The following is a 14888-nucleotide window of genomic DNA, read 5'->3' on the forward strand; positions in this document are numbered from 1 at the left end:
TTTTGCACTACTATGTAGGAAGACTTTATTTAGAATAAGGGCAATCCGCACAAAATGGTATTCAACTGCAATCCTAAATCGAAAACAGGAAAAGAATGGAGTTGGCTGGTTCGAAAGTCATTCAGTCCGTGAAAAAAGTCACAAATTCTTGTGAGATTCGACTCATTTCCGTTCCAGGCGACGCCCATGTCGAACTTTTTCCCTAGAAATCTGATTCAATTTGCTTGTTTTTGGCTAATTCACAAAAGGTCCACATTCCCTTAACTTCTCTGTAACAAAGCTCCATTAATCTAAAAAGATTCCCTAAATACAGTTAACATCACACTCAGGAGGTACCTTCCTATGAATACCTGGAGCATTACCCTGGCACTTTTACTCAGCTTTCTTTCCAATACATCCGCACCTTCCGCAATGAACGAGCCGGCTCCAACGCCCGTATACGCGCAGCCCAAGGAGGAGCTTCGATTGTCCTTTCCCGTTGTCAGCGACATTCATGTCCAGTCCGATAACAAAGCTTCCCAAACCAAGCTGGCTGCCGCGCTGCAGGATCTTCACGAGATCAGCCCCGATGCGGGCGCCCTTATCATCAACGGCGATCTGACGAACGGCAGGAACGGGGATTATGCCCGGCTCAAAACCATTTTGAATACATATCCGCATCCGGCGAACGTCTGGTCCACGATCGGCAACCATGAATTTTATAAAGCCTGGTACGACGCCAGCGGGCGCTGGAATCCGGACGGCTTCCCGAACGGGGAAACCGAGGACGCCTCGATCTCGCGCTTTTTGCAATTCAACGGCGAATCCAGCATTTATTATGAGAAGACGCTCAGCGGCTATCATTTTATTTTTCTCGGCTCGGAGCAGTACAGGCAGTCCAATCCGGACAACAAAGAGGATGCCTATTTATCTGAAGCGCAGCTGGACTGGCTGAAGCAGACGCTCAACAAAGACGCGCAAGAAGGACAGCCTATCTTCATCTTCCTGCATCAGCCGCTGCCCGACACGGTCGCAGGGACCTCCAACTTTATTAATAACCGCGCCATCGTCCAGCATCAGGAGCTGCAGAGCATCCTGTCCGCTTATCCGCAGGTCATCCTGTTTACCGGGCATACCCATTGGGAGCTGAATTCCAAGAACACTTTAGCCAAGGGCGCCTTCACCATGATCAACACCTCCTCGGTAGAGCAGCCGTGGACAGCCGATGACACCGGTACGGGCAAAGAAGCGGACGCCAAGGCAAGCGAAGGTCTGCTTGTTGACGTATACAATGACAAGGTCGTTGTCCGCGGCAGAGATTTCGCCCAGAAGCGCTGGGTGCCCGAAGCGCAATTCACCATCCCGGCCGCTGCACCGGAGACCAAAAATAAATTAAAAACAATCTTGACTCTCCCCTTGCCGGAGGCATTAGGATAAAACCGTTCCCCCCAAGTCACATACGAAAGGAGCGCAGCCCATGTTCAAAATCGGCGACTTCGCCCGGCTGAATCATGTCTCGGTCAAGACGCTGAGATATTACGACGAGATCGGCCTGCTAAAGCCTATCCGGACGGATTCGTTAACGGGATACCGCTATTATTCGGCCAAGCAGCTGCCCCGTTTGCATCGGATTATGGCTTTAAAGGACATGGAGTTCCCGCTGTCGGACATTGCCGCGCTGGTGGACGGCCGGCTGTCCGCAGAGGAAGCGGAAGCTATGGTGAGGCGCAAAGCTGACGAAATCGCACGGGATTTGCGGACAAAACAAGCCGCGCTTGGACGGATCGAAGCCTGGCTTGCAGCATCGGAATCGAAGGAGAGGAGTATCAAGATGAACCATGCCCAAGACTCATTTAAACAAGTCGTATTAAAGGAAGTGAATGCCGTAGAGGTAGCGGGAATCCGAACGACGCTGCAGGACTATGCAGAGCAGCAGCCGTTGTGGGAAGAGCTGGTGAGTTATCTGAATGAACAGCACATTCACATCCAATCGCCGATAGCTATTTATTACGGCGCTGATGCGAATCAGGAGGATGGAGTTGAAATGGAGGTGGCGGTGCACCGTTAACGAGGGACTGGCCGAAGCCGGTCTTGTGCGCCGGCATCGCCTGGAGCCTGTCCGCGAGATGGCCTGCCTGATTCATGAGGGGAGCAGCGACCGCCTGACCGAAACGTATGCGGCGCTTCAGCAGTGGATGGAACTGAACGGCTACGGAATTGCAGGTCCGGTGCGCGAGGTGCATATCGAAGGGTATTTGACCAATTCCAATCCGGATACGCATATTACCGAAATTCAAATTCCTGTCACCAAGGAAGCCGTTTGCTCCTAGCTTCAGCTTGCAGCTTTAAGCTTCTATGAAATAAGGGTTCCAACATATAGAGGGTTGAGTGTCGTCAGATGACGGCACTCAACCCTCCGTATTTGGATATGGCCATCAGCAAGTCATGATGGATCGGGAGTATAAACTGAGCGGCTCCCATCGCAAAAATTCCGCTCCGGTTGTGCAAAGTGGCGCTTTGCACATGCACACGATAGTGGGCCATGCCTGAGGACATATTAATAATTTCATCGCCTGCGGCGCGTTTATTATGAAATGCAATGACTTTGCCGCCTGAGCTTTCATAGGGCATGATGCTGGTAATTTGATCGAGCGGAATATGATAGTTGACATGAGGCTTCTGGTATACCAATTCCTTCGTGGAAACGGTAATGCCGAAATCACTTTTTTTGTGCGAAATTTTGAGTTCCCCGTCCAGCGACTTGATTTTAATAAAATTATAATTCATCGATGGCCTCCTTCTGCTCTAGGGCTGCGGGATGGGAGTGTAACAAGCGTGTCCATCCAGCATAACACAAAATGAGCATGGAACAAACCTTTACTACTCTGGAAAGCGGCCCTATCCTTCAGCTGCACTTAGGAGCATACATAATAAATAGGAACCGCCCGGCTCCGCGCCAAACGATTCCCAAGTAGGTAATAGCCGAGCCCGCACAAATAGCTGGCCCTCGCTTTTGCTTAGAGCAGCGATTCCGCTCCATCGATAAACAGCTCTGTGCCTGAGATGTGGCTGGATGCATCGGATGCGAGGAATGCGATCAAGCTGCCCACCTGCTCCGGCTGGCCCGGACCATGCTCCAACGGCTGGCTCCCCTCCGGATATTTGACAGGGATTTCGATTTTCTTCAGCTCAGGCGTTTTATGCGTGCTTTCATTGATGTGCGTCTGGATCGAACCGGGGCAAATGACGTTCACACGTATTTTATACCGCGCGAGCTCCAGCGCCGCCATTTTGGCAAAAGCCACTTGTCCCGCCTTGGACGTGCTGTATGCGGACATGCCGAAGTTGGAGAAGACCCGGCTTCCGTTAATGGAGCTGGTTACGACAATGCTTCCGCCCTCCTGCTTCATATGCGGAATCGCATATTTAACGGTCAGGAAAGTTCCCTTCAGATTGGTTGACAGAGTATGATCCCATTCTTCGGGATTCATATCCTCGATCGGCGCCAGCACCCCGTTAATTCCCGCATTGGCGAATACGATATCTATCTTGCCCCAGCGCCCGGCTACTTCCTTCATCGCCTGCTCGACGCGCTGCGTGTCCGACACGTCGACATCGACAGTCATGACTTCGCTCTGCAGCGCTTCGATTTCTTTCTTGGCCTTCTCGGTACGCTCGTCCTGCAAATCGAGCAGTGCCACTTTGACCCCTTGCTCCGCCAAGGCAACCGCTGCCGCTTTACCGATACCGGAGCCCGCTCCCGTCACAACCGCTACCTTGTTCTTCAATTCCGGATACGCTGCTTTCGGTTTACTCATTACTTGTACGCTCATTGCCGCACCTCACTCTATTGACATTGGGTTACCTCTTTTAAGTCCAAGGTTATTGTGCCAATATGCCAAAGCAATTATGAGGTTCTCGTTTTCAGCGCCAGTTTGTGCTACAATACGGGAATTGAGTTCATAATCGATGCACTGTGCAGGGGGTTCCAGATTTATATGCTTATTATCGGTATTGCAGGAGGCACGGGCTCGGGCAAAACGACCGTAGCCCGATCCGTTATCGACCAGCTTGGCAGCAGCCAGGTCACTTTTATTTCCCAAGACAACTACTACCGCGATCACGCTCATTTGGATTTTAAGCAGCGGGAAGCGATCAACTATGACCATCCCTTGGCTTTTGACAACGAGCTGCTGCTGCAGCACCTGAAGCAGCTGAAAGAAACGGAGAGTACGGTGCAGTCTCCTACGTATGACTTTGCCAATCACTCCCGTGCCGATCGGACCATCGAGCTGCAGCCCAATCCGATTATTATTCTTGAAGGGCTGCATGTCTTATCCGATGAGTCGGTACGCGGCATTCTGGATATTAAAGTGTTCGTGGACACCGATCCTGACGTGCGTATCCTTCGGCGGGTGCTGAGAGATATTCAGGAACGGGGACGGTCGATCCAATCGGTGTACGACCAATATTTAACTACGGTAAAGCCGATGCATGAAGCCTTTATTGAGCCTTCCAAAAAATATGCCGACATCATCATCCCCGAGGGCGGACATAATGAAGTCGGCATCCAGCTGCTCACGATTCTGACGGAGAAATACCTGCTGCAATCTCAGCTAGTGCCGTCTGTTTCTCATCGTACCATCGGAGACTAAGCCTCGCATCGTTTTTCAGCTTGACGTTGCACAGCTTCAGCTGATTCTCGCTCAGCTCCATCAGGCTCCAGTCCTCCGGCGCCTCTTCATACTGCGCCGTCAGGAAGCTCTCGTACTGCTGCTCCGCCTCTTCCTGCGTCTCCCAGAACTTGGTGCCGTAGTAAGGAAGCTGATAAAGATTTACGAGCATACAGGTCCAAATCCGGCCGGTCGCTTTATGCTTCAATATAAAAGGCATAGGCTTCTCCTTTCGTTAAGAAAAAAAGGCACCGCTGTAAAGCGAGGCCGCTGAAAAATTCTTCGCTGCGAGTACGACCCATTCTTACGATTGCTGTTGTCCCTGGATTTCTTTGATTATCTTCCGCTTGCAGCGGTTGAAATCCAAGAACAAAGGCGAACGCTTTCGCTTCTACAGCATGGTTCCGTACTCTCCGCTAGTTTTTCAGCAGCCTCCTAAAAGCGGCTGCCTTTTTTTATAATTAGAGATAAGGGCTTTCGTGCTTCGCCTTCAGCATGTTCCAGCGGCGCTCGACCTCGCCCTCGAACATTTTGTACGATTCCTCGTACTCCGGACGGGTCAAGTGCTTCGTCTTGCCCATCGTTTTCAGCCAATCGGAGAGCGGCACCTTCTTGCTCTTGTCTTCCGGATTGTACGTAATGTTCGTGACGCCATGCTCCACTTCATACAGCGGGAAGAAGCAGGAATCGACCGCCGCGCCGACGATATTAGACCCTTCCGCGTCCTCCGACAGCCAGTTCAGCGGGCAGGCGATAAGAATCTTCCCGTAGACCAGACCCTCGTTCTGCGCATACCATTGGGCTTTGGCCGCCTTGCGAACCAAATCCTGCGGGAACGCTTCAGAGCCGGTAAATACATAAGGAATATGGGTTGCCGCCATAATTTGCGCGGTATCCTTATGATGGAACACTTTCCCTCCCTGCTTGGAGCCGACGTTGGACGTCGAAGTCCTGTGACCCATCGGGGTCGAATAGGACAACTGGGCGCCGGTATTCATGTAACCTTCATTATCATATTCGAGGATAATCATTTTATGGTTACGCAGCGCGGCTCCGATGGCAGGCCCCATGCCGATGTCCATTCCGCCGTCGCCGGTAATCATGACGAACGTGAAATCGTCCTTCAGGTTATACTCATCCAGCTCGCCTCTGCGCTTGCGCTCCCAGAACATCTCAACCACGCCCGACAGCGTCGCCGCGCCGTTCTGGAACAGGTTATGAATATACGTCGCTTTATGCGCCGAATAAGGATAACCCGTCGTGACCACCATCGCGCAGCCGGTATGGAACAAGGCGACGATATCGCCCTCGATGCCTTTGAAGAACAGCTCCAGCCCGGAGAAAATGCCGCAGCCCGGGCATGCGCCATGACCCGGCGCGATCCGCTTCGGCTTTTTCGTTAAGGACCGCAGGGGCGGGATACGAACGTTCAGCTTGCCGGACGCCTCGTCAGGCGTAACGGTGATCAGACCCGTTTTCAGATCCTCGTATTTCATCGGATTCAGCACGCGTTTAGGCGCCTTCGCCGGATCGCCCGGGGTGTGGCCGTAGTAATCGAACGGTACTTCGACCTTCCCTTTCTCCACTGCTTCAATGGCGAAGCGGAACAGGTTATGGCCGTCCTCGGCATAAAAGTCTTTGCCGCCCAAACCGTAAATCCGGCTGATGACCATGGTGCTGCTGTTGCCATGCGTAAAGAGCGCGGCCTTGATTTCATTGACCATGTTGCCTCCGTGTCCGCCGTACGAATCGGCGCGGTCGCCGACGGTAACGGCCTTCACGTTTTTCAACGCTTCCGCAATCGCCTTTTGCGGGAACGGACGGATCATATTCGGCGCGATCGAGCCCGCCTTGATGCCTTGGGCGCGAAGCTGATCGACCACGTCCTTGATGATCTCCGATGCGGAATTCATCAGGAATACCGCAACCTCCGCATCCTCCATCCGGTACAAGTCGAGAATCGGATAATCCCGTCCGGTCAAGACCGCATATTCCTGACGGATCCGGTCGTAAACCTCCTCGGAGTTATACATGGCCATAGACTGCTGATAGCAGTTGTTGATATAATCGGGCTCATTCATGTAAGGCCCTACCGTAATCGGACGATTCCGGTCAAGGGTATCGGCAAAGCCGGTCGGAGGCTTCTCGCCGACGAACGCATATACATCCTCACGATTGGCGAACGTTTGCACGCGGCGCTTCTGGTGAGAAGTAAAGTAGCCGTCGGAAGCCACCAGCACCGGCAGGCGGACCGCTGCATCCTCGGCCAGCTTCAATGCCATAATGTTCATATCGTAAACCGCCTGCGGATCGCGGCACATCAGGATCGGCCATCCGGTATTCAACGCATAGTACAGGTCGGAATGATCGCCGTGAATATCGAGCGGCCCGGAAACCGAACGGCAGACCAGATTCATGACCATAGGAAAACGGGTACCTGATTGTACGGGCATCTGCTCAAGCATATACAAATAACCGTTCGCGCTCGTCGCATTAAACACCCGTCCGCCCGCGGTCGATGCGCCGTAGCACACGCCTGCCGAGCCGTGCTCGCCGTCCGCCGGAATCAGCTTGATGTCATGCTGGCCGTTCGCTTTCATCAAGTCCAGAAATTGCGCAACCTCCGTCGAGGGGGAAATCGGGAAATAGCCCATGATATGATAATTGATCTGGTGCGCCGCATACGCAGCCATTTCGTTGCCCGATTCATATACGATACGCTGCTCCACCGTACCTTGGGATATCTCTTTGTTTATCTCAATCGCCAACTGAAATACCACCTTTCGGTTCACTTAAGTTTGATATTTAAGCGCGGGTTCAACAAGGATGATGTTTCTTAATAGTCAGCAACAAAACAGCGCCGGACGGCTGATTCGCAAACCGCCTGCCTGCTTTTTAGCGATTAATTGACAGCCAGGTCAAAGCGATGCGGCACCCGGTGCTCATCGGCATAGCCTTCGGCTTCCCTTGCGCTTGATAGCGCTTCCGTCGGGCAAGCCTGTACACACTTGAGACACCCTTTGCAATATTGATAATCAATCCCCTGCAGAAACATCTGCGGCCTGCCCCTCTTATCCGCCTGCTCATCCCAAACGAAGCAGAAATCCGGACAGACCGTATCACAGGCAGCACAGTGGATGCACTTGTCATCCTCAAAATGCGGCATCATGCCTGCGCGGGATATGCTGAGATCCTTCAATATGCTGTTCCCCGGGTTAACGACCAGCCCGCCGATCGGCTGCGTGGCAAAGCCGAGCACCGGCGTATCCTGACGGACGAAGGACGGCATTTCCTGCCCTTCCGGAAGCTCGAAGGATTGAAATTTAACCTCGTTGTAACCCCTTTCAAATGTGTTCAATGCCGGCTGCACGGCTTGCGGATATTTTTTCTCGAGCGACTTGCGGATGACATTCTTCATGGTGTCCGGATTCAAGAACGGGCAGAGCCGGAACAAGGCGCCCAGCATGGCCATGTTAACCCGGTTTTTCTCCTCCAGGGAAATACCGATAGCGTCGATGACGGCGATCGTGCCGCCCATCATTTTGAACTTTTCCTTCAATTCTTCAGGCGATTTGGTCGAGTTAACAAGCACCAGGCTGTCTTCGTAAATGCCGCTGACGACGTTTACCGTTTTGGACAACGCTTCATGGAAGATCCCGACGACATGCGGACGCTCCACCGGGGATGTATCCCTGATGTTGGTTTCCGTATCGCAGAACCGGATATGTGCTTTAACGGCGGAGCCTTTTTCTCCGAGCCGTAAGATGAGAAGCTGACCCCGTTCAGGCCTGCCCCTACAACCCCGGCTTCCGCCAACATCTTTCCCGCGAGGTTGGCGCCCAGACCGCCAATAGACTCCAGTCGAATCTCAAAAAAACCAAGCTCATTCGTTTTCGGCAGCGTAACCATTGCATGACTCCTTTCGAGAATAAACTGCAGCTAGGATGTTAGACTTATTCAAATACTATTTATATTCTGAATTGATCGACAAATTCCTTTATTTTGAAAATTTTTTTATGTAAGTGTTTACAATTATCTGCGGCACGGGTCAACCGTACCGAATGATGTCGACGCTGCACCTATACACGAAAGAATCCGTTGCCGTTAGAAGGCACAATCGGCTCGCGGTCTGCAGCTCCAGCCCTGCGCTTTTCCCGTGGAGCGCCACGTCGATCAGCCACTGCGTGAACGAAGCTACCTGCATCGACTTCATTTCTTCCAGCGAAAAAAAGCCTGCCTGGTTCACTTCGACCTCGTCCGGCTTCGGCTCCCCGTCCACATACTCCATCTCGAAAGCGATGTAGATGTTATGAATGTTCCGCGGCTGGTCGCGAAGCGCAACAATGCTCTTCACCCGCGTATGTACGCCCGTTTCCTCGAGTACCTCCCGGATGACGGTCTGCTCGATCGGCTCCATCTGCTCAATATAACCCCCAGGATTCGTCCAGTTGCCCTTACCCGGCTCCTGCGCGCGGCGGACGAGCAAAATTTTCTCATCCCGCATGACTAAAGCGCCTACACCGACACTATAGTTTCCCCAATGCACCGAGCTGCAGCTCGTACATGCCCGTCTCTCGACGCCGTCAATGGTCCGAGTCTCCATCGGATGACCGCATGATATACAAAAGTTCACTGACATAGAGATCAACCATCCTTTACTGTATATGGCCCTTCCAGGCTGTTTTACTGGCGGCTGCCGCTTGGCGTTTCCCCGTTGCCGCTGATCTTGTGAGGGCAGCTACCAGTAATGATAGCTCGTTTAAAATGATCCTGCCAGTCTTTTTTCGCAAAAAACTTGAAGAATGCAAAGAAAAACCCGGACCTCATCCTGTTTCAGACGAAAGTCCGGGCAAGCATTTAGTGCAAGGCACGCCAACGGTTGACCCAGTCCCGGATCTGTCCGGCCGTTTCCTCCACCGGTCGAGCCGTACTGTCGACAACAGGCATCGGCGGGTCAAAGTCGGTTGCGGCATGATCCAGCAGCCACCCTGCAAAGCTGCGGTGCTCCTCGATGAACGCCTCGCTCGTATTCCGCCAGGAGGGGCGGGAACGAAGACGTTCCGCTCGGGCGTCATCGCCGCAGTGCAGATTCAAGTAATACACGTGCCGGAAAAAGCGGTAATGGTCGCAAGCCTCCACGTCCCAAGGCATCATCGTTCCGCACAGCACCGTGCACCGGCCGCTCTGCGCAATTTGAAATGCGACCTTGAGCCAGTTGGACCTGGCCTGCTCCCAGCTCTCAGCTTTCATTTCGTCCGTATCGAAGACATCGCAGTTTTCGAGCAACGGACGCAGATGCTTCACCGTTGTGGTCTTCCCGACGCCGCTCGCGCCGGTGACGATGAATAACGGGAGCATCCGGATTGCCTCTTCATGATGACAAGTGGGACACTTGCGCAGGCTCTTCTCACGGTCAACCGCCGTTTCCACATATTCTCCGCAGCTTACACATACGGTAGCCATCCCTGTACAGCCTCCCCTGTCGTTACGCTCCCTCGCCCTGCCGCGGCGGCATCCTGCTTTCGCTTGCCGGCGGGATAGGGGAACCCGCGGCTGCGGCCGGCGCCCCGCCTGCGGGAGCTCCTTTGCCGGTCAGCCCTTTGACCAGCTGCCCCAGGTCGATGCCGCTCACGCTCTTGAGCATCTCCGGCGCCGTCGCCATCAGCGACGTCACGTAGTTGCTCACGCGGGCGGCTCCTTCGCCGTGGCCGGTGTCGACAACGGTCAGCTTGTCGATGCCTTTGATCGGCTCCGCCACCTTGCCTGCCAGCTCCGGCAGCATCTTCACGATGATGTCGAGCACCGCCGCCTCGCCGAACTTCTCGAACGCCTCGGCCAGCTTCTGCTTGGCTTCCGCTTCGGCCAAACCGCGCAGCCGGATCACCTCGGCTTCCGCGGTCCTTTGGCGCGCTCGGCATCCGCCACAGCCAGACCTTCGAGGCGCTTCTGCTCGGCCATCGCCTTCGCCTCCGCCTCGATGCGGTACTGCAGCGCGTCCGCTTCGCGCAGACGCTTGGCTTTATCCGCTTCGGCCGCCTGCTCGACGGCATAGCGGTCGGCGTCCGCCTTCTTCTTCACCTCGGCGTCGTACTGCTTCTCGCGGCGAAGAATCTCCTTCGCCTCCAGGTCGATCTCCCGCTCCTTACGGACGAGCTCGACCTTCATCTGCTCCTCGACCACCGTCTGCTTCGCCTTCGCTTCATGAATGTTGTAAGCCTGGTCCGCTTCCGCCTTCGCGGTATCCTGCTCCCGCTTAAAGGCTGCGGTCTTCAGCTCCTTCGCCTTATGCGCCTCGGCGATGTTCGTATCGCGGAGCAGCTCGGCCTTCTGGCCTTCCTCCTCCGCCTTCGCCTTCTGAATTCTCGCGTCCCGGACGGCTTCTGCCTCCGCGATTTCCGCGTCCCGCTTGACCGCGGCAATTCTCGGTTTACCGAGCGCATCGAGGTAACCGTGCTTGTCACGCAGATCCTTGATCGTGAACGATACGATCTGCAGTCCCATTTTCTTCAAATCCTTCGCCGCAACCCCCTGCACCTCTTGCGCGAATTTATCCCGGTTGCGGTATACTTCCTCCACGGTCATCGAGCCGAGGATCGCCCGCAGATGGCCTTCCAGCACTTCCTGCGCCTCGCCCTTTAACGCTTCCGTCGGCTTGCCCATGAATTGCTCGGCCGCGGTAGCGACATCCTCTACGGAGCCGCCGATTTTAATGATCGCCACGCCGTCGGCCATAACCGGAACGCCTTGCTCCGTATACACCTCCGGCGTCGAAACGTCCAGCTTATGGGACAGCAGCGACAAGAACTGCGACTGCTGAAAAATCGGCAGGATGAACGCGCCGCCGCCGCGGACGATCTTGATCTTCCTCCCCGAGTCGTCGGTCATGACGTTGCGGGTTCCAAGAAACGATCCCGTCACGATCATCGCCTCATCCGGGCTTACCGTTTTGTATCTGGCCCAGAAGGCCAAACCCAAAACGACAATCACCCCTAAAACAATAGCTGGAATAATGTACTGCTCAGGCATCAGGCATCTCTCCTTTAGTCTGTTATTCTTCCTGATCCAGGAGGGCTACGTATAAGGTTCCTTCCTTGACTTCAACCGTGACCACTCTGACCCCCGCCTGAATCGCCGAACCCTCAAAGCTTGCCGCGATTTGATTCGTATGGCCCGCCCCCATGCGGACTAACACCTCGCCGTAGCCTCCTGCCGGGATAGGCACGATGACTTCCGCTATGGTGCCGACCAAATCCTGCATGGAGAAGGCAACGGAATTCTCGCTTTGTTCCATCGGTTTGACATAAAGAAAGTAAACAAGCAGCGAGATCAGCACCGCACAAATGATCGAAGCTGCCGCAACCCAACGGACGTCCCATTCCGTATACCGGGACATAACGATTCCGGCTCCGCCCCATACGGTAATGCCGCTGAACAGCACCGTCGGCTGGAGCATATGCAGGTGCTCTCCTGACATAAAGTCGAACAAGCCGTCCAAAGCATTACTCAGCAGATCGCCGAAAATAACGGTTATCACGGCAAACAAAATCCCCGTAATAAGCAGTCCCCAGTATAAATCGAGCATACAGCATCCCTCCCCCATGCCTCAGGACCTCATAAAGTTATACGCTTAAAACCTTACATTAGTTGCAATTGTTTCCTTTTTTTTCGTTCTTGAGGATTTCCCTCACCCTGCCGGCATGCCAAAAAACCGAGCCCCTCCTGTTCAAAAGAGGAGCCCGGCTTATCATTGGGAAGCGCTTCTTACGCCAGAAAATAGCCTCGTGTTTACGGTTATTCCAGGAGGTGTTAGTCGATTGCATCAGAAGCCGGCTAGCAGCCGCTGCAGACGCCTGCCTTCATATCCTTAACCCTGTTGTCCACAAATCGCTAAAACCCTAGGCCGCCTGTTTCAAACCTGTCATAATGGGGTACTGTCTTTTAATAATGAAGAAAATCTCGTTTCGTTCCCGCCTTATTTGTTTTTCAAAGCAAGCATTTGATAGACTTCTCTGGAATCTCCGCGCAGCGCAACCTGTGAACATAGCATCTGGCTGGAGCCGTCCCCATCGAGAAAAATGCCATCTACAATACCTTTACGGCCGAAAACCTGCTTCACCGCGATCCGGAACTGCTCTGCCGTGGAAGGCTTGTCCGTTACGATAAGCCACAGCCGCTGTTTGTCGTCATAGACCACTCCTGAGCGAAGCCGGGCTTGATCGTAGAACGGAAGCTGCTCCTTCTCGGCCTGCTCCAGCCAGCGGGAATCGTCCGCAAGCGACATGCTGATGCCTCCCTGCGCCCAATAGTGCTTTCGGTCGGTGACTTGAAGCGCGCCGGCATCCAGCACCACCTGAACGGAAAAGGTTCTGGAAATTTCATCCCAAACCAGCGTTCCTTTCGGCACATCGATGTTGAACCATCCGGAGCCATAGTCGCCCGGCTGTCCTTTGATCGGCTGATCATTGACGACCGCAACGCTCAGCAGGTCTCCGTGCCAGAAAAAACCGCCGTTAATGCCGAAGGTGTCCGTACGCGTCACATTGCTTGCAATCGGTTTCAGCTCGATATTTTGCGGCAGCGTCAGCATGGAGTACAGCTTGACGCCATTGCCGGCCGCCGCTTCCTGATAGGCATAGTTATGGGGCTGGTGAAACAAAGACGCAGGCTGGGCCGCGGAAAACAAAACAGCGATCAGATTTCCCAACAAAAACGCAGCGGCCATCAGCGAAAGCGGAAGCGCCGCCGCCCATCCCTTAAACGTAAGAAATATGCGTCCGTACATACAGCGTGCATCCCCTTTTTCCAAACAGATTCATAGACGGCTTAAGCTGTCTATGAATCTACTCTATGAATGCGCTCGCCAAAACATGCTAGGACCCTGTGACAACACCTTTTTTAAGAATAAGATTGGCGTAAAGCGCTTTCTCTGACGTGCTCACGATAGCATAGGCTTTCTTAGCCCGTTCGTAAAAAGCAAACCGCTCCACCTGCTCGAACTTCTCGTTATGGGGCTCATGCTTGCGGACCAGCGCTTTGTATTCATCCCAAATGACCGGCACGACCGGATCTCCGGGAACGACCTGCATCACCGCCAGCGGAAATTGTGTGTACGTATCCAGCGGAAAAAAAGTTAGAATCGCATCCAGCAGCCCGGGGATCGGATGACCGTCGCAGCGGATCAGCCTCCCGGCATGACTCGCCGCAGGAAAATTGCCGTCCGCGAGCACCAGCTCGTCCCCATGTCCCATTTCCATCAGCACTTTCAACAGCTCCGGGGACAGCAGTGAAGGAATTCCTTTTAACATCAGCAACATCCTCTCAGGTTTCGTTCAAGGCTATCCTATATGCCTGCTTCTGTACTGTCAACCATTGATTTCCATACGGAATTGTATTGGAGGTATGACCTGTTCTCTGCAAATTCCTGAGTTTTGAAGAATAAAATGGGTATTTCGGATAGCATACTAGTCTGAGTAGTTTATTTATAATTAAAAAGTATAGAATGAAGGGTAAGTAAATAATTAACCGTCTAATTATTTAGGAGAGCAACTTTAAGAAATTCTTAAGGAAATTATCAGGTTGTCTACCGTATTTTCATGTATGATAGAACCAAGTTGAGTGAGGAGGAAACAAATTGAATTTACAGCCTTCGTCTGCTGCAATAGAGAAAGTGATGTTTCTATACAAATTCATTCGAACGCCAAAGACCATTGGCAGCGTTACTCCCAGCTCAAGATTTCTTACAGGTAAAATGATCGACTCCATTCCGTGGAATGAAGTCCAATCCGTCGCCGAGCTGGGCGCAGGTACAGGAGTCGTCACCCGGGCGATCGAACAAGCGGTGCAGCCGGGGACTCAGGTTCTGATCTTCGAACGCGACCCGCATCTGCGGCACCCTCTGAAGCAGCGCCACAAGGACTTTAGCGTCCACTCCGACGCATGCAGCTTATACTCGAAAATGCAGGAGCAGGGATTGGACGGGCTGGACTGTGTCATCAGCGGGCTGCCCTTTGCCAATTTTCCGCAAAAAATCCGCGACGACATTATGGAGCAAATCGTAAAGTCGCTCAAGCCGGGCGGCCTGTTCGTAGCCTTTCAATATTCGCTGCAGATGCGCAACCAGCTGAAGAGCTACTTCGATATCGAAACGATTCAATTTGTGCTGCTTAACGTTCCGCCTGCTTTCGTCTATGTGTGCCGGAAAAAGTAGCTCCGCTGGCATCCTCGCTTGCAATACGT

General features: G+C 53.4%; 14 protein-coding genes and 2 pseudogenes. 5 read left to right on the top strand and 11 right to left on the bottom strand.

The features are described 5' to 3' along the window. The first annotated feature begins 342 nt into the window (after positions 1-342). Genes ACHHV8_RS18450 through ACHHV8_RS18460 form a run of 3 tightly spaced genes read left to right on the top strand, consistent with a single transcriptional unit; the run spans position 343 to position 2309 of the window. Positions 343-1416, top strand: a complete 1074-nt coding sequence (locus ACHHV8_RS18450) for a metallophosphoesterase family protein (RefSeq protein ID WP_395160395.1) — start codon at positions 343-345, stop codon at positions 1414-1416. Between the two features lie 40 nt (positions 1417-1456). Further along, complete coding sequence (locus tag ACHHV8_RS18455) at positions 1457-2047, top strand: MerR family transcriptional regulator (protein WP_395160397.1); 591 nt, start codon at positions 1457-1459, stop codon at positions 2045-2047. Beyond that, on the top strand, positions 2019-2309 hold the full coding sequence (locus ACHHV8_RS18460) for a GyrI-like domain-containing protein (protein ID WP_395160399.1): 291 nt from the start codon (positions 2019-2021) through the stop codon (positions 2307-2309). Before ACHHV8_RS18455 ends, ACHHV8_RS18460 begins: the two co-directional genes overlap by 29 nt. Before the next feature lie 64 nt (positions 2310-2373). Here ACHHV8_RS18460 and ACHHV8_RS18465 read toward each other — a convergent pair whose 3' ends face one another. Next, positions 2374-2766, bottom strand: a complete 393-nt coding sequence (locus tag ACHHV8_RS18465; protein ID WP_395160401.1) for a hypothetical protein — start codon at positions 2764-2766, stop codon at positions 2374-2376. Positions 2767-2996: 230 nt separating this feature from the next. Continuing rightward, a complete protein-coding gene (locus ACHHV8_RS18470; protein ID WP_395160403.1) occupies positions 2997-3812 on the bottom strand; it encodes an SDR family oxidoreductase in 816 nt (271 codons plus the stop codon). 165 nt (positions 3813-3977) lie between these two features. Here ACHHV8_RS18470 and udk point away from each other — a divergent pair, with 165 nt between their 5' ends. After that, a complete protein-coding gene (gene udk, locus ACHHV8_RS18475; protein ID WP_395160405.1) occupies positions 3978-4634 on the top strand; it encodes a uridine kinase in 657 nt (218 codons plus the stop codon). Here the strand turns inward: udk and ACHHV8_RS18480 are convergent. From ACHHV8_RS18480 to ACHHV8_RS18520, 9 genes and pseudogenes are all read right to left on the bottom strand, one after another. Further along, complete coding sequence (locus ACHHV8_RS18480) at positions 4558-4872, bottom strand: hypothetical protein (RefSeq protein ID WP_395160407.1); 315 nt, start codon at positions 4870-4872, stop codon at positions 4558-4560. The genes udk and ACHHV8_RS18480 overlap by 77 nt on opposite strands. A gap of 241 nt (positions 4873-5113) precedes the next feature. Next, on the bottom strand, positions 5114-7420 hold the full coding sequence (locus tag ACHHV8_RS18485) for a thiamine pyrophosphate-dependent enzyme (protein ID WP_395160409.1): 2307 nt from the start codon (positions 7418-7420) through the stop codon (positions 5114-5116). Between the two features lie 134 nt (positions 7421-7554). After that, positions 7555-8561 (bottom strand): annotated as a pseudogene (locus ACHHV8_RS18490) (2-oxoacid:acceptor oxidoreductase family protein). Positions 8562-8700: 139 nt separating this feature from the next. Next, positions 8701-9255 carry an NUDIX domain-containing protein gene (locus ACHHV8_RS18495; RefSeq protein ID WP_395160411.1) on the bottom strand — a complete coding sequence of 185 codons (555 nt, stop codon included), beginning with the start codon at positions 9253-9255 and terminating at the stop codon, positions 8701-8703. Positions 9256-9509: 254 nt separating this feature from the next. Next, positions 9510-10115: a DEAD/DEAH box helicase family protein gene (locus tag ACHHV8_RS18500; protein ID WP_395160413.1), complete on the bottom strand. Its 606-nt coding sequence runs from the start codon at positions 10113-10115 to the stop codon at positions 9510-9512. Positions 10116-10137: 22 nt separating this feature from the next. Then, positions 10138-11678, bottom strand: a pseudogene (locus tag ACHHV8_RS18505) (flotillin family protein). Between the two features lie 22 nt (positions 11679-11700). Then, complete coding sequence (locus ACHHV8_RS18510; RefSeq protein ID WP_395160415.1) at positions 11701-12234, bottom strand: NfeD family membrane protein; 534 nt, start codon at positions 12232-12234, stop codon at positions 11701-11703. Between the two features lie 390 nt (positions 12235-12624). Next, positions 12625-13434 (bottom strand): phosphodiester glycosidase family protein, encoded by an 810-nt coding sequence (locus ACHHV8_RS18515; protein ID WP_395160417.1) that lies wholly within the window; start codon positions 13432-13434, stop codon positions 12625-12627. An 88-nt stretch (positions 13435-13522) separates the two neighbouring features. Beyond that, positions 13523-13957 carry an RbsD/FucU family protein gene (locus ACHHV8_RS18520; protein ID WP_395160419.1) on the bottom strand — a complete coding sequence of 145 codons (435 nt, stop codon included), beginning with the start codon at positions 13955-13957 and terminating at the stop codon, positions 13523-13525. A 365-nt stretch (positions 13958-14322) separates the two neighbouring features. On the opposite strand from ACHHV8_RS18520, the gene ACHHV8_RS18525 reads away from it, so the two are divergent. After that, a complete protein-coding gene (locus ACHHV8_RS18525; protein ID WP_395163553.1) occupies positions 14323-14859 on the top strand; it encodes a class I SAM-dependent methyltransferase in 537 nt (178 codons plus the stop codon). Positions 14860-14888: the final 29 nt, after the last annotated feature.

Origin of the sequence: Paenibacillus sp. TAB_01, from assembly GCF_043945595.1 — a bacterium.
Lineage (GTDB): Bacteria > Bacillota > Bacilli > Paenibacillales > NBRC-103111 > Paenibacillus_S.